The organism is Microcoleus sp. D3_18_C2, from assembly GCF_036702395.1.
Lineage (GTDB): Bacteria > Cyanobacteriota > Cyanobacteriia > Cyanobacteriales > Microcoleaceae > Microcoleus.
Map to the genome: position 1 here is coordinate 53,287 of NZ_JAUBTG010000017.1, position 15,696 is coordinate 68,982.

Annotated in this window: 15 protein-coding genes; 8 read left to right on the forward strand and 7 right to left on the reverse strand. The window is 45.8% G+C overall.

What is annotated here, in order from left to right; genetic code table 11:
* Positions 1-127: 127 nt before the first annotated feature.
* The 3 genes from QUA88_RS13150 (at position 128) to psbM (ending at position 2,782) form a co-directional block, all read left to right on the forward strand.
* The gene (locus tag QUA88_RS13150) at positions 128-1,972 is read left to right on the forward strand and encodes a TolC family protein (protein WP_333055814.1); all 1,845 of its coding nucleotides are present in this window, start codon (positions 128-130) and stop codon (positions 1,970-1,972) included.
* A gap of 118 nt (positions 1,973-2,090) precedes the next feature.
* On the forward strand, positions 2,091-2,387 hold the full coding sequence (locus QUA88_RS13155; protein WP_333055813.1) for a 2Fe-2S iron-sulfur cluster-binding protein: 297 nt from the start codon (positions 2,091-2,093) through the stop codon (positions 2,385-2,387).
* Between the two features lie 281 nt (positions 2,388-2,668).
* Positions 2,669-2,782, forward strand: coding sequence for a photosystem II reaction center protein PsbM (gene psbM / locus QUA88_RS13160; protein WP_015177760.1), 114 nt, complete (start codon positions 2,669-2,671; stop codon positions 2,780-2,782).
* Between the two features lie 260 nt (positions 2,783-3,042).
* Here the strand turns inward: psbM and QUA88_RS13165 are convergent, their stop codons facing one another.
* Positions 3,043-3,894, reverse strand: coding sequence for a universal stress protein (locus tag QUA88_RS13165; RefSeq protein WP_333055811.1), 852 nt, complete (start codon positions 3,892-3,894; stop codon positions 3,043-3,045).
* A gap of 144 nt (positions 3,895-4,038) precedes the next feature.
* Here QUA88_RS13165 and QUA88_RS13170 point away from each other — a divergent pair, with 144 nt between their 5' ends.
* The 4 genes from QUA88_RS13170 (at position 4,039) to QUA88_RS13185 (ending at position 10,347) form a co-directional block, all read left to right on the forward strand.
* Entirely contained in the window at positions 4,039-4,539 is a 501-nt protein-coding gene (locus QUA88_RS13170) for a thioesterase family protein (protein WP_333055810.1), read from the forward strand.
* A gap of 230 nt (positions 4,540-4,769) precedes the next feature.
* A complete protein-coding gene (locus QUA88_RS13175; protein ID WP_333263092.1) occupies positions 4,770-5,831 on the forward strand; it encodes a DMT family transporter in 1,062 nt (353 codons plus the stop codon).
* A 22-nt stretch (positions 5,832-5,853) separates the two neighbouring features.
* Positions 5,854-7,029, forward strand: a complete 1,176-nt coding sequence (locus tag QUA88_RS13180) for an ATP-grasp domain-containing protein (RefSeq protein WP_333055808.1) — start codon at positions 5,854-5,856, stop codon at positions 7,027-7,029.
* A gap of 186 nt (positions 7,030-7,215) precedes the next feature.
* Positions 7,216-10,347 carry a right-handed parallel beta-helix repeat-containing protein gene (locus tag QUA88_RS13185; RefSeq protein WP_333272061.1) on the forward strand — a complete coding sequence of 1,044 codons (3,132 nt, stop codon included), beginning with the start codon at positions 7,216-7,218 and terminating at the stop codon, positions 10,345-10,347.
* A gap of 226 nt (positions 10,348-10,573) precedes the next feature.
* Here QUA88_RS13185 and QUA88_RS13190 read toward each other — a convergent pair whose 3' ends face one another.
* The 5 genes from QUA88_RS13190 to QUA88_RS13210 form a co-directional block, all read right to left on the reverse strand.
* Positions 10,574-11,536, reverse strand: coding sequence for a DUF6282 family protein (locus QUA88_RS13190; RefSeq protein WP_333055806.1), 963 nt, complete (start codon positions 11,534-11,536; stop codon positions 10,574-10,576).
* 53 nt (positions 11,537-11,589) lie between these two features.
* On the reverse strand, positions 11,590-12,495 hold the full coding sequence (locus QUA88_RS13195) for an alpha/beta hydrolase (protein ID WP_333055805.1): 906 nt from the start codon (positions 12,493-12,495) through the stop codon (positions 11,590-11,592).
* A gap of 14 nt (positions 12,496-12,509) precedes the next feature.
* Positions 12,510-12,956: a SufE family protein gene (locus QUA88_RS13200; protein WP_333055804.1), complete on the reverse strand. Its 447-nt coding sequence runs from the start codon at positions 12,954-12,956 to the stop codon at positions 12,510-12,512.
* 155 nt (positions 12,957-13,111) lie between these two features.
* Positions 13,112-14,140, reverse strand: a complete 1,029-nt coding sequence (locus QUA88_RS13205) for a GTP-binding protein (RefSeq protein ID WP_333055803.1) — start codon at positions 14,138-14,140, stop codon at positions 13,112-13,114.
* Positions 14,141-14,142: 2 nt separating this feature from the next.
* Positions 14,143-14,280, reverse strand: a complete 138-nt coding sequence (locus QUA88_RS13210) for a hypothetical protein (RefSeq protein ID WP_333055802.1) — start codon at positions 14,278-14,280, stop codon at positions 14,143-14,145.
* 241 nt (positions 14,281-14,521) lie between these two features.
* Between QUA88_RS13210 and QUA88_RS13215 the strand changes: the two genes are divergently transcribed.
* A complete protein-coding gene (locus QUA88_RS13215) occupies positions 14,522-15,292 on the forward strand; it encodes an iron ABC transporter permease (protein WP_333055801.1) in 771 nt (256 codons plus the stop codon).
* Here the strand turns inward: QUA88_RS13215 and QUA88_RS13220 are convergent.
* Positions 15,281-15,646: a hypothetical protein gene (locus tag QUA88_RS13220; RefSeq protein ID WP_333055800.1), complete on the reverse strand. Its 366-nt coding sequence runs from the start codon at positions 15,644-15,646 to the stop codon at positions 15,281-15,283. The genes QUA88_RS13215 and QUA88_RS13220 overlap by 12 nt on opposite strands.
* Positions 15,647-15,696 lie beyond the last annotated feature (50 nt).

Sequence of the window (15,696 nt, forward strand, 5' to 3'; positions counted from 1 at the left end):
ATTCAAAAGTTAAGATGAGTAGGGTAATTGTGACTTGCAACCGTCGAGTTCAGGCTACAGACTAGAAATTTGAGACCTCAATCTTGCTCTAAAATTGTCTCTAGGATTGCAGAGTAATTAAAAAATTATGCGTGTTTTTCGTCAAATCATCGTAGTCGGAGTGGGCGCTGCAATTACTTTGGGCAACGCCCCACAGAGTGCTTCAGCACAGTCTCCGACTCAATCTCAGGACAGTTTGGCCCGCTTCAATCAGCTCGAATTAGGGCAGAAGGTTCGATCGACCTCGAACACAGCTGCAGAATCAGCGTCACAGGCCGAACAGTCGATCGCCCTTAATCCCCCAACTGGAAGCGAGCAAGCATCAAAGCCTCAACAGGCTGCTCCGGCTTCCCCATCAACTCTGTCTCAGGCCGGTGCAACGCCTCTAAGAGGGTTGGAACCGACACAGACTCAGCAGCCTTCCCCGAACCCTCCCAACAATGTTCCTGTGCCGAGTTCCCCGGTACCCATCCTCCGGGGCACTCCGAACGAAAGTTTCCCCCCTGTCCCTCCGAGGGGTATTTTAGACACCAAGCCTCCGGCTTCCCTGGAACCCAACCCGAATCCCCTGCAGTTTCCGACAAACCCGGAGGATGTCAGGATCGAGCAAACTGAGTCAATTACCTTGCAGCAGGCGATCGACCTCGCCCGCCGCAACAGCCAAGTTTTGCAAATCGCCGGACAGCAAGTGGAACAAAGCAGAGCCGCTTTGCGCGAACAGCAAGCTGCTCTTTATCCAGACCTGAATTTTCAAATGGACGCCAGCCGCTCTGTGACTGCAGGCGGAGAACTCGGAGTCCGGGCTCAGCAGCGCTTCAACAACTCTCGGGCTAACGGAACCGGGCAGCCCGCCGAGCAAGCCCGGCAAAATTTAGGCAGCAACAGTCTCAACAACACTTTGCAGTTGAGCTATGACATCGATTTGTTCGGAAGACGGCGGGCTAACATCCGCGCGGCCGAGGAACAGTTGCGCCTTCGGGAATTGGATGTGGAACGCCAAGCCGAGGAACTCCGCTTCGACACTGCTGAGGCTTACTACACCTTGCAAAACGCGGACGGACAAGTTGCCATCCGCCAAGCTTCAGTCAGAAATGCTCAGCAAAGTTTGCGGGATGCCGAAGCCCTGGAACGGGCAGGGGTGGGAACCCGGTTTGCTGTATTGCAGGCTCAGGCAAATTTGGCTAACGAAGTGCAACAACTGTCAGTTGCTCGTCGCGATCAGCGAGTTGCCCAGCGGCGTCTGGCTGAGATTTTGAATGTCAGCCAGTCGGCGAACTTGACGGCGGCCGATCCGGTAGAGCAAGCGGGCTCTTGGAGGCTGTCTTTGGAAGAGAGTATCGTGCAGGCTTTTAGGAATCGCCCCGAGTTGGAACAGCAGTTGGTGCAGAGGGATATCAGCAAGCAGCAGAGGCGATCGATTCAGGCGGGGCGTTTGCCTCAACTGAGTGTTGGGGGTAGTTACAACGTGCTGGGACAAGACCCTGACGACCCCAACCCGTTTGCTACTCGCGGGTGGGCGGATGGTTATTCGATCCGGGCGAGTCTGACTTGGAGTATCTTCGACGGGGGCGCGGCGAACGCGAGGGTGAGACAGCGGGATGCTGATATTGCGATCGCCGAAAGTCGATTTGACCAACTCCGCAATCAGGTGCGCCGGGAAGTGGAACAAGCTTATTTTGGCTTAGAGTCGAGTTTTGAGAATATCGAAACTTCTGAGGCGGGGGTTTTGCAGTCAAGGGAAGCTCTGCGTCTGGCGAGACTGCGGTTTCAAGCTGGTGTAGGTACTCAGACGGATGTGATTCAGGCGGAAACTGATTTGACTAGGGCTGAGAGAAACCGATTGTCGGCAATTGTCACCTACAACCTGGGACTTTCGTCTCTCCAGCGGGCTGTGAGCAATCTTCCGACTAATAACCTCTCGGATGCTCCTTGAGATTGGGTTGGGGCGAGCTTTAATTACCAGATCAATTGGACATCCTGTATTAAACGTCCGACACATTAGTTAATATTTTGTAATAGAGTTCCATGTCAACTGCGTTAAGGAATCGGCAATGGCCAATATCAAGTTTGTGAAGGAAAATCAGGAAGTCATCGCAGCAGACGGAGCCAATTTGAGACTCAAAGCTCTAGAAAACCGCATCGATTTGTACACATTTTCGGGAAAGATGATGAATTGCGGGGGCTACGGTCAATGCGGCACCTGCATTGTGGAAATTGTCGAGGGCAGTGAAAATCTGTCGCCCCGCACTGACTTTGAGAACCGCAAGCTCAAGAAAAAGCCCGAAAACTATCGGTTGGCTTGTCAAGCTATGGTCAATGGCCCGGTGAGCGTCAAGACTAAACCGTGACTCTCAGAAGGCAGAAGGTTGATTAACAGAAAGAAAAATGCAGAATGCAAAAATTGTGTTTTTTTTCCTATTTCACTGTATAATCACGCCTTTTGCTCGCCTAGGAAAAGAAACTTGGTTTCTAGGACAAATAAGAGATTGGGTAGGGAGGCATCCAGGCAGAAAGCGGGTTTCGACGCTTGTCCGTCAGCTCTTCTTCTGTCTTCGAGTTTGCCTTTTGCCTTTGAGTGATATCCTAGTTGTGTGTGTTTTTCTATTTTCCGATAGAGGCGAGCGTCTTCATGGAAGTTAACGATTTAGGGTTTGTGGCAACCATTCTGTTTGTATTGGTTCCCAGTGTTTTTCTAATCATTCTGTACATTCAAACAGCTAGCCGTCAAGGTAGAAAAGATTAGCAACTGCTGTTATTTCTGTCAGGCGCAAGCTGCTTGCAAAAAAAAAGCGCCAACAGCTTTTTGCTGAGGCGCTTTTTTTATTAACTGTTGAGTGTTAGCTGCTAAGGAATGAGAATTAAATAACTTACAATGCGTGATGGTTTTTGTGAGATGGGCGTCCCGCCCGTCCAGAAAGGGCGGGCTATAAGCCCAACCCCTACTCCGCACTTTCAAGAGTGTAAATTATTTAATTCGCGATCCTAAGTGTTAACGATGAGATTCTAGCCGACTGTGCGGGCTAGCAAGACGGGACAGTTGGCATAAACTCGCACGTAGTCTGATAGCGAATTTCCTAGGAGTCGATCGATATCCACAAAGTTTTTGGCAACGCTGGGTCGCCGATCCGGGGAACCGATTACTAACAAGTCGGCATTCAACTCGTCTGCAATCCGACAAATTTCTTCCCCTGGCTTGCCTGTAGCACTCACGCAGCGGTAGCTAACTCCCATTTGTTTGGTTAGTGCTACTGCTGGGGCCAATACAGCGTCTTTTTCAGCACTTGTTGTTAAATCTGTGCTGGATTTTCCCGTCAAATCTTTGGTGACGTGTACTAAAATTATCTCTGGGCCACTGACTTCTTTGACCAAAGATAGCGCCAGCTCTAATGACTGTTTGGCAGCTTCTGATTTGTCTACCGCCACCATGACGCGCTTGATTTTTTTGACATAGATGTCGTCTTTTACTAACAACATCGGTCGGGATGTTAGCTGGAAAACGTACTGGCTGACTGAGTTTTCCAAAATCGATTGCAGCCGTCCGAGTCCGCGGGAACCCATAATTACTAAGTCGGATTGTTCTTCTTCTGCGACTTGGCAAACTGTGGTTTTCGGGTCTCCCTGTTTGAGCCTGGGGTTGACTTTGCTGGGATCTATTTTCAAAGACTGGACTGCTTGTGCTAAAATCTTGCCTCCTTCTTCCAGTTTCTCGGCCATGCCATCGGAGGTTACTTGGGGCGGCACGACGTGCAAGACGGTGACAGAGGTTTGTTGCAAGGAAGGGATGTCCATCAACATATTAAACATCTCTTCGCACAAGCCGCGACCGGCGACGGCTACTAAAATTTTTTCTATCATGGTTTTTTTGGCGGTAAAAACAGTTGAGTTTTCTTGTGCGACGTTAAACTAGGGCGTTGGTACTCTAGTTGCTTACAGTCAAGCATAAGCCTGAAGTTTGTCTTATGATTTGTAGAAATGTAGCGTTTTGGAACGATTTGTAAAGTGTTAGAGAACGATCGAACTCAACCTGAACTCGCACCGGCTGGTGCTATTCAAAATCGCCGCGGGATCGACTCTGAGGGCTGGTTTGAATATTTGGTGCGAGTTTACCCTCACCATACTGACTACAGCGGTGTGGTTTGGCACGGGACTTATATTGCTTGGATGGAGGAAGCTAGGGTGGAAAGTTTGCGATCTCTTGGCATCGAGTATGCAGACTGGGTGGCGCAGGGTTTGGAATTGCCTGTGGTGGAACTTTCGCTGCGCTACCACCGGGCTGTACAAATGGGTCAATCTGTGGCAGTCAGAACGCGGATGGCTGCTAGCGAGGGTGTGCGGCTGCTTTGGGATTACGAAATTCGATCGGCTGAGACTCAGGAGTTATATGTGACAGCACAGGTAACTTTGGTGGGTGTCGATCGCGACAAGAACAAGATTATCCGGCAATTGCCGCCGGCGCTAAAGGAGGCTTTGACAAGGCTTTCTGTTAAACCTTCAACCTAAGCTGCTGTTAATACCAATTCTCGCCTCCAGAAAGCAAGAATGATGAGTGTGGGTTTGTTTACTGAAAGACTGTATGCACCGGTGCGTCGCTCAAAGATTGTGGATATTATTTAATATTTAAGGGTGGCGACGCACCCGGAGCGATACTGTTGCATGAGTTTTGAGGATTTGTATAATTTATAATTATACCTTCTGCTTTCTGTTTTTTGCCTTCATTGGAACTTTTAATAATGTCAAAAAAACTGGAATTGCCAGAGCAAAATATTGAACTTCGGCGCAATATTTTGGAAAAAACCGAGTTAAACTCTGCCTTAAAAACTGAAGACAAAACTCTTGTTTCGGGAAAGTCAGACAGTTTAAAAAACGGTGAATTAGCTGACAGTCAAGGCAAAATTTGGGCGATCGTTTCGCTGTCTGCGGCGCTGCTAGCGGTGTCGCTGGCGGCGATTTTTATTAGGTTTAGCGAACGGGAAATCAGCCCGAATGCTACTGTTTTTAACCGTTTGTGGATAGCAACTGTGGTATTTGGAGTATGGAATGGTGCTGATGCTGCACGCCGCCGAATGTCTGGGGCAAAAGTTGAAGAGCGATCGAGCTACACTCTGCAGGATGTGATGCTGTTAACAGCCGTAGGCGTGGTTTCTTCTGCTTCTTTGGGTTTCTGGGCCTGGTCACTGACTCAGACTAATGTCGCTAATTCTACTGTACTGCGAAACTTAACTCCTTTATTTACTACTTTGGGGGGATGGCTGCTGTTGGGGCGGCGCTTTGACAGCAGGTTTTTGGTGGGACTGGCGGTGGCTTTGTCTGGCGCAATTGCGATCGGAATGGACGATTTGCAAACGGCGGGAGACAATCTAGTCGGCGACATTACTGCTCTTTTATCGGCGATTTTTTATGCAGGAAATCTGCTACTTTCAGAACATTTGCGAACAAAGTTTCCGGCGACAACTATATTGATGTGGCGCTGTTTTATTGGTAGTCTCTTGGTTTTGCCACTGGTTCTGCTGGCGGGCGATCGAGTTTTCCCTTATTCTTGGCAGGGATGGCTGGCTGTAATTGGTTTGGCGGTGATTTGTCAAGCTTTCGGCCAGGGACTGCTCATCCACAGTCTCGGTCGTTTGTCGTCGGGATTTGTCGCTCTTTTTCTGCTGCTAGAACCCGTGATTACTGCGATTATTGCCGGGGTGCTGTTTGCGGAAAGTTTGAGCTTGTTTAATTGGTTTGCATTCTCCGTAGTTTTGGCGGGAATATATTTGGCAAAATCTAGCAGTTCGGCAGATAAAAAATAAAACACACAGGAAATAAACTTAAATGGTTGCAACATCAATTAGCCTGAATCGCTGGCATTATGACTTTAGTTTGCTGCGTCAATATTTGGAGGTGCTGTTTGCTAAATTGCGGATTGCTGTGGTGTTCGGCGGGGACTGCGATCGCCCCGGCTCAGTGATTTACAAAACTCACAATCCCCGCGCTTGGAAGAGTTACGAAATCGTCGCCCGCGAAATTGCTACAGCATTAGCAGAAATTGGCTTTCAGCAAGTCTTTGTCATGCCTGACGACATGAACTTACCGGAACAACTAAAACAAAAAAATATCCATTTAGTGTGGCTGAATACTGGCGGAGTCCAGGGATACAATCCTGTTTGTCACACTCCCGCATTGTTGGAAATGTTGGGAATGCCTTATGTCGGTCACAATCCTTTAAATAGTTCAACTTTAGATAACAAACACGCTTTTAAACGGGAACTGCAATCAGTCGGAATACAAACCGCTCCGTTTATTACTTGGCATCCTTCTCAAGGGATTTTGCATCCTAATTTGCATCAGCGTTTTGCCATTGCTTTTGGTGACTATCAAGGGCCGTTTGTTGTTAAACCAGTATCCGGTCGCGCTTCGCTGCACGTTCATTTTGTAGACAAAATTGAGGGTTTGTCTGAGGCGGTTTCGGAAGTTCACCGAGCCACTCACAATACTGCTTTAATTGAAAAGTATTTGCCGGGACGAGAATTTTGTGTGGCGGTTTGTGGCTATGTTAAATATGCTAAAGGCGGTTTTGGTAAAGATACAAAACCTTTTGCTTTTTCGACGGTGGAGCGCGTGCTTGAGCCTGACGAACTTATCTTTACTTCTATGGACAAAAAAGCGATTACGGCAGATCGAGGACGGTTGATGGGCGGTGAGGAACCTGAACTCAAACAAGAGTTAATTGAGTTAGCTAGAAAAATTTATTGGGAGTTTAGTTTGAACAGTTTGGTGCGGATTGATGTCCGCAGTGATGCTGATGGAACGCTTTATGTTTTGGAAGCAAATCCCAAACCGGATCTGAAACATCCAGGGGAAAATGTGACGAGTTTGGTAGCTTTAGGTTTGGCGGAATACGGGATGAGTTATAACGATTTAATTTTTAGTTTATTGGCGGATAGGTTGGATTATTTGTTGACTCAGCATATCGAAATTATTCCTCATATTGTGGATTTGCTGCATTAATCGGACTTGCAGGGCGGGCTGCACCTTACCTGTAAACAAAAGGGATTTGTAAAGAAATATAAATTGTCGAGAAAAGTCAACACAGGCTGGCAAGTTGTGATAGCTTTGAGTAAGATCGCGATTTGTGGATGTCCCTTTTTTGGTCATAATCAAAATCCCTCAATTTATATTAATTAGATAAAACACATGGAAGCATTACTTTTATTAATAGGATTTGGAGGCGGGGCATTAGTCTGCTGGCTAATTTTGAATAAGCGAAATTCACGCAATTTGGTACGGATGCAGGGTTCGCAGGAGGCGATATCGAATTTGGCTGCTCAGTTGGATGCCAGAACTTCGGAATTGCGGCAAAAGGTGCAGAATGAAAATCAGCTAAATTCTGAATTGTCTCAGTTACAAAGTCGGTTGGAAACTGTGACTCGCGAGCAAGAAGTGTTAAAAAATCAAGTGTCGGAAATGGAAGAATTTTTGGCAGGAATTGCCCAGGATCGATCGCAAATTGATACTCTGATTGCTGATTTGCAGTTTCAGCTAGAAAATGCTCAACAAGCTGAGTCTCAGTTAGCAGAAGTGGCAGAACTTCAAGAGCAGTTAGAAGTTGCGGATCAGGAGCGATCGCAACTTAACGCTCAATTGCTGGAAATGCAAGCAGAGTTAGAGGCGGTTGATGCAGAACGTTCTCAATTTCACGCTCTGCTGTCGGAATTTGAAAGTCAGTTGGAAACGGCTAGCCAAAGCAGATTGCAGGTACAGTACCAGTTGTCGGAAACTCAAATTAAGTTCGATCGCTCGATTCAAGAGCGCGAGCAACTTCAGTCTCAACTATCTGGTTTGCAAGAGCAACTGCAATTAGTCGAAGCAGAGCGATCGCAATTTACTTCGGAATTGTCAGAGCTACAAGCTCAATTGGAGAGTGCAGAGCAAGAACGCAAAACACTCAACTCTCAATTGCAAACCGCTCGCCAACAAGCAAAGCAACCTCCATTGGAATTATTAGAACTGCAAAGACAGTTAGAAGCAGCTAATCTGGAGAAAATGCAGTTAAACTCTCAACTTCATGAAGTACAACTTCAATCCGAAATGGTTGTTGTAGAGCGAGAGAGACTGCTGTCTGAGTTGTCAGAATTGGAGTCTCAGATACAGCGCAAGGAGGAAGATAGCTCGCAACTCCAGTCTCAGTTATCAGAACTGCAAGCTGAATTAGAAACTGCTAACACAGAACGCTCCCACCTTTATTCTCAACTGTCCCAATTGCAAAGTCAAATCGAGACAGCAAACCAGATCCCTACTCAACTTCAATCTCAAGTATCGGACTTAGAAAATCAGCTAAATAGCCTGCATCAAACTCGCTCTGAATTAGAAGTTCAGCTAGAAACTGCTAACACCGAACGCTCGCAACTTTATTCTCAACTCTCGGAAATTCAAAGTCAAGCCGAGACAGCAAACCAGAATCAAAATCAACTTCAATCTCAAATCTCGGAGTTAGAGCAACAGTTAGAAACTGTGCGTCAAAGTCGCTCTGAATTGGAATCTCAGTTCAATTCTCAAATCTCGGAATCCCAAAGTCAAATCGAGACAGCCCACCAGAATCAAAATCAACTTCAATCTCAAATCTCGGAGTTAGAACACCAGTTAGAAACTGTGCGTCAAAGTCGCTCTGAATTGGAATCTCAACTCACTTCTCAAATCTCGGAATCCCAAAGTCAAATCGAAACAGCTAATCAGAATCAAAATCAACTTCAATCTCAAATCTCGGAGTTAGAAAATCAGATAAATAGCCTGCATCAAACTCGCTCTGAATTAGAAGTTCAGCTAGAAACTGCTAACACCGAACGCTCGCAACTTTATTCTCAACTCTCGGAAATTCAAAGTCAAGCCGAGACAGCAAACCAGAATCAAAATCAACTTCAATCTCAAATCTCGGAGTTAGAGCAACAGTTAGAAACTGTGCGTCAAAGTCGCTCTGAATTGGAATCTCAGTTCAATTATCAAATCTCGGAATCCCAAAGTCAAATCGAAACAGCTAATCAGAATCAAAATCAACTTCAATCTCAAGTATCCGACTTAGAAAGTCAGTTAGAAAGTGTGCGTCAAAGTCGCAGTGAATTGGAATCTCAGCTAACTTCTCAACTTTCGGAATTCCAAAGTCAAACCGAGACAGCAAATCAGAATCAAAATCAACTTCAATCTCAAATATTGGAGTTAGAAAGTCAGTTAGAAAGTGTGCGTCAAAGTCGCTCTGAATTGGAATCTCAGCTAACTTTTCAAATCTCCCAATTGCAAACTCAAATCGAGACAGCAAATCAGAATCAAAATCAACTTCAATCTCAAATATTGGAGTTAGAAAGTCAGTTAGAAAATGTGCGTCAAAGTCGCTCTGAATTGGCATCTGGGCTAGAAACTGCTAACAGAGAACGATCGCACCTTTATTCTCAACTCTCGGAAACTCAAAGTCAAATTGAGACAGCAAAGCAGAATCAAGCTCAACTTATATCTCAAGTATGCGAGTTAGAACATCAGCTAGAGACAGTTTATCAAGAACGCTTGCAGCTAACATCGCAACTTTCCGCAGCGGGCGATCGGCAATCTGAGCATTTTGAGTCGAAGTCAGGGAAAATTAAAGCATCTACTTCAGATACCAAAGTTGGGAAGAGTCAAGGATTTGTTGTTTCTCAGCAGGGTCAAGGCGATTATACTACTATTAGCGAAGCGCTGAAAAATGCAGCACCGGGCACGCGCATTGACGTGCATCCAGGCGTTTACCGCGAAAGTCTAATTATCGACAAATCGGTAGAAATTATCGGCAGCGGAGAGGTCGATCGCATTGTGGTTGAAAGTATCAGCTCAAACTGCATTAAAATGGCAACTGACAGTGCTTTAGTGCGCGGTTTAACGCTGAGCGCCACTGGGAAATATTACGCTGTAGATATTCGCAAAGGCGAGTTAATCATAGAAGACAGCGATATCACTTCTGCGGACTATTCTGTGGTGGGAATTTGCGGCCATGATGCAAATTCGATCCTCCGTCGGAATAAAATTCATGATGGGGTATGGAACGGAATTTTTATATCGGATAATGGGAAAGCAACGGTGGAAGATTGCAGTATTTTTGACAACGGCAGTTTGGGAATAGGTGTCGGATTGGGAGGGAAATTGATCGTGCGCCGGTGTCGGATTAATGGTAATGAAGGTGAGGCGATCGCCGTTTACAGAGATGGCATTGCTACCGTGGAAGATAGCGATTTAACGGGCAATGCTGGGGGTGCTTGGCGCATTGCAGATAACGGATACTTGAACAGCAAAGGCAATCAAGAATAGAAGAAGGAAGTTCGGCAACGGATTCGCTCGACGGATGTAACGGATGTAAAGGATAGAAGGAAGAGGGAAGAAGGCAGAAGGAAGTTCGGCAACGGATTAGCTCGACGGATGTAAAGGATAGAAGGAAGAAGGAAGAAGGCAGAAGGAAGAGGGAAGAAGGAAGAGAAAAGAGGGAAGAGAATTCCCAATTAGCGATTCCCAATCCCCGATTGCCAATTACCAATTATCAATTATAAATGCCTAACAATCGAGCTGGATTGTGTTTCATCATTAAATCAATTTCCTGCGGAGAAATGCCTTCATCTATCAATTTTTTCACAAATAATCTGTAACCTTCCGCAGGCAAAGGATCGGGTTTCCTTCCTAAATCCGTGCTCATCACAAAATGCTCTGCTCCTATTAGTTTAATCGCTGCTGCCATCTTACTAATAGAAACTTGATGCCAGTTTTTGTGTCCGTCATCAGCGGCATTTTCTCCCATCAAATCGTTCACAAATGCGAGTTCTAAGAAAGCTCCGGTTGCGGCGGCTGTTTGCATATTTTCTAGGGACAAACCGGGTACATCTGCCATTGCATGGGTAATCAGAATGTTCTTAATGTTGAGCAGGTTGGCTTCAGCTACAACTGCCATCACTTCTTCTGAGGAAATATGACCGGTTTCCAATACCAAATTCTCTTGGGCTACAATCTTCAAAACCGCTGCTGTTTCCGGTAAAACCTTGCCATTTTCCGCAACTTTAATCCCCATTCCCGACTTGTGAAAAACCTGCAAGTGATGCTCAGCATCAACCGTTGGTAGCCACACTACTTTACCGTATTTGCCACCGATGCGGTGCATTGCTTCTACAGCGTCGGGATTAATGCCGCCTACCGAATGATTGAGAACAACTCCTCCGAAAACTTCGATTTTTGGTACTATTTTATTAACCAGAACTGCCCGCGCTGCTGTGCTGGCATAATGATTTTTCAATACCACAGCTTTCATCTTCGCCCTAGCAGCTAATTTCGCTACTTCAAAATCGTCTAATCTACGGGGAATCGCATCAGGAGAAGAATGAATGTGAAAGTCGATCGCACCTTCGATCGTACTCTTGGGCAAATTGATTATCGGCGGATCTGCGACAGCATAAACTGGCAGACAAAACCAATAGCAAACCATCCAAACAAACGTTAAAAAAACAGCTTGCATTCCTCCCCTCTGCGTTCTCTGCGCCCTCTGCGGTTCATCCCCTCTTAATCCTCTCAAATAAAAGATTTAACCACATTTGCCAAAGCTTCAGCATTCTCTTCGTGCATACCCAAAGAACCGGGAATAACTCGCGATTCAACACCCGGTAATTCCGTTAATGCTTCCATTTCAGCCTTGGATTTTGGCGGCGCATTTTCAGCAATTACAACCATCACCTGCACTGCTAATTGTTGAAATTTATCTGTAAATTCCGATCGCACTTTTGCCGTATCTAAACCACCAGTCACAAAGGCAGCGGAACCGTATCGAGCACCTGGTTTTTGCGTCACTTGCCATTTGTTTTGGATGAAATCTGGCGTGACTTTAGCTGCATCGGCGTAGACGTGGCGGCGGTACATAAAACTGAGGAAAGACGGCGCAGTGTTTAGTTTGTAGAGGAATTGTCCCAGTAAGGGCGATCGTACTAATTCTCTCACGATTCCGTGCCAGCCGCTTTGCTGTTTGCTCATCGTCGGCAAAGGCCCGCGCCAAGTCGGTGCTGCTAACACAATCTTTGACCAAACATGGGGTTTTGATTGCGCTAATTGCATCACATAACTCGCAGCGTGACCTGCTGCAACTACAGCCACCGGACTATTAAAATTTTCCGCAACAAAATCCTTGAGAAATTGATGATATAATTGCGGTTCATAGTCGGTTCGCGGGCGATCGGATTCGCCAAAACCCGGCCAATCTAAACTCATAACTTGAAAGTTAGAAGCTAACAATTCTGCTAAAGGACGCATTTCTTCTCGCGTCGAAACCGTACTGAATGCCGGCAGCAACAATACAGGATTTCCCTGCCCTCTGGTTTCGTAAATAACTTTGATTTGGGTTTCTTTCCAATTCCACAGATATTCTTGAACTGCGGCGGAATACTGGCCAGAATTGGATTTTGTTAAATTTGTAGTTTGAGTCATGGCTGTTTATTCTTTTAATTTTCTTCTGCTTGCTTGCTCAATTCACAAGCAAGAGCCTTATTTTTCATCATTTGAAAGATGTTGAAAAATCCGTTAGCGCGGGAAGGTGTAAGACTCACATTCAATCCCGTGTCTTGAATAAAATCTGGGGTAATGGTGACAATTTCAGCAGGCGTTAATCCGCTCAAACCTTCCACCAGCAAGCCAACTAATCCTTTGACTAACTGAGCGTCTGAATCGCCTTGATACAGAACTTTTCCGTCTGCCAAATTTGCGGTAATATAAACTTGCGACACGCAGCCAGAAACTTTGTTTTCCGGCAGTTTATCGCTTTCGGGAAATGCTGGGAGTCGCTTGGCATACCACAGCAGTTGTTCGTAGCGTTGTTTCGGATCGGAATGTCGCTGAAAGCGCTGAACGATTTTAGCTAAAGCAGCAGGTAGCGCGGTGTTTGCAGACATGATTCACTCGTAGCGGTTTACTTCGTTAATATTATACCTTCGATTGTAGCAGGAAGGGCGATCGATTTGAGATTTTAGATTTGAGATTAGGACTTACGCATGAGATAGTAGGGACACGGCAATGCCGTGTCCTCATGGTTTTTTAAGACACGATCTTAAACTAAACAACTGTTCAGGTGTTCTCGAATTTGAGCGATATCTAAGTTGCGGCCGATGACTACGAGTTGATTCTTAGGTGCGGTAAACCATTCCGAAGCATCTAGTTCGTATCTGGGGCCGCTGAGTTGAAATATGTGTCTCATCGGACTGTCGTTAAACCAGAGAATTCCTTTTGCCCGAAATACATCGAAGGGCATTTTTTCCGTTAGAAATTCTTGGAATTTGTGGACATCAAAAGGTCGATCGCTCTCAAATGATAGTGAAATAAATCCGTCGTTATCTAAGTGATGAGATTGATGTCCGTGATGGTGGTGTTCGTGATGATGTTCGTGATGGTGTTCGTGTTTTTCCTCAATTTCAAGACTGTTGAAAATATCTGCTTGCGTTAAACCCACACCCAAAATTAAGGGTAGAGGAACTTCACCGTATCGAGAGTGTAAAATTCTCGCTCCTTCCTTAACTGTGCGAATGTAAGATTCTAACTTTTCTACTTTTTCTGGAGGAGCGAGATCGGTTTTGTTCAGCAGCACAATATCTGCAAATGCCACTTGTTTAAAAGCTGCTTCGCTGTCAAAATGATCGGGAGTGAATGTTTCGCTATCGACTACGGTAAGTACAGAATCTAGATTGGTTAAATCCCGCAATTCTGTGCCGACAAATGTCAGGATAATCGGCAGCGGGTCAGCAACTCCGGTGGTTTCAATTACCATGCAGTCGATGCGTTCTTCTCGTTCTAAAACTCGGTAAACTGCATCGACTAAGCCTTCGTTAATAGTGCAACATATGCAACCGTTGCTAAGTTCTACCATGTCATCCTCTGTAGAAAATAGAAGCTGCGAATCGATGTTTATATCGCCAAATTCGTTAACTAAAACGGCTACTTTTAAGTCTTGGCGATTTTTGAGTATTTGATTGAGTAAAGTAGTTTTTCCACTGCCGAGAAATCCGGTAATTATAGTTACTGGCATCCCTCTTTTGGGAAGATCGGCAATTAAATCTGGGGTTTGTACGGTGAGATTAGTCATTGTTATTCGTTGGTTAATTGTAGAGACCTTGCTGTTAATTTGCCAAGCCGATCGCACCTCATCGCTGACAGCCCGGTGCGATCGCCTCTGCTAAGATACGGGCGATCGAGCCGATCGCGCGCCTTTTGTTTGATAATCATTCTCATTATACGTGAAAATGCGGTTGGCGCGCAAGCTCTACAATTACAGATCGGTGCAATATCTCCGATCGAGCGTTAATCTGAAGAGCTTACTGTAGTTAACGAGCGCGATCTATCCACAAACAGGAGAATATATGGTATTTAGTAACTAGCCGGATTGTCTCTTAGGAGTTTGGGCGATCGCGCAGAAATAACTATGTAAAAATGTTATTTATCTAAAAGCAAAGCGGTATAATATATTGTGAAAAAAATCTGGCTAAAATATCGAGTTTTTCAGGCAGTTGTCTTCTTAGGATTGGGTTTGCTATTAACCATCGCGCTTTCGCTTTCTTTTGGTGCGGTACCCATGAGTGCCGATCAATTGTGGCAAGCATTTCTGCACCGAGGTGATACTGTCAATCAAACTATTTTATGGGAATTGCGTTTGCCCAGAGTTGCGGCAGCGCTGACGGTTGGTGCGGCTTTAGGAATGTCGGGGGCTTTGCTGCAAGGTTTGCTCCGCAACGGTTTAGCCGATCCTTTTGTATTAGGAATTTCGGCGGGTGCAGGGTTGGTTGCGATTACCATGCTGACTTTGGGAATATTTCAAACTTGGGTGCCTTTGGCGGCTTGGATAGGTGCTATTTTCACTTCGATGCTGGTCTACTTTTTGGGCAAAACTAAAACGGGAATTTCTGTGGAACGTTTGGTTTTAGCAGGTGTGGCTGTGAGTTCTCTTTTTGGGGCAGTACAAACTACACTGTTGCTGTTAGCTGAAGACAGCCGCTTGCAAGCTGCTTTGAATTGGTTAATCGGTAGTTTGAACGGTCGCGGTTGGTCGGATTTGCAGGTGGCTGCACCTTATATTTTGGCTGCTTTGCTGTTAGGATGTTTTTTGGGGCGATCGATAAATTTGCTGGCTTTGGTTTCTCTAAAAGTGAGAAAGCTAAAGGCATTCCAAAGCCCGCAGCGATCGGAAACCTGGTTTTTGAGCCTGACTCCCAATGCTGTCGGATCGCCATCAAGAAGCTAGATCCAGAGGTGGCAAACCGCGCAACTGTCGCAGCGAGTTGATACACATCTGACAGTCGCAGCCAAACAGCGCCACCGCCTCATCGCTTTCTGCTTCCGAAAAATCCAGCATCGCCACCCGTTCTTCACCCGGGCGCTGCCAACTGATTCTTACTTTAGAATTAGCAGCAGCAGACTTGCCAGAAAGCCGCACGCAACTCAGGCGCTGAGTGTGGGGCGATCGCACGCATTGAGGCGAATCAGCCGATTGGGCTGGTATTTCGCCAATTAGAGCGGGATTGGCGATCGCGCTCATAGACATCACAGATCCAAACAGCGTCGGACTTACAAGTAAAGTGAGGAGCAATCGATTCATTTGTCGTCCTTAAGAACTTTAACGTATACAATAGCCGATTATCTGTTGCA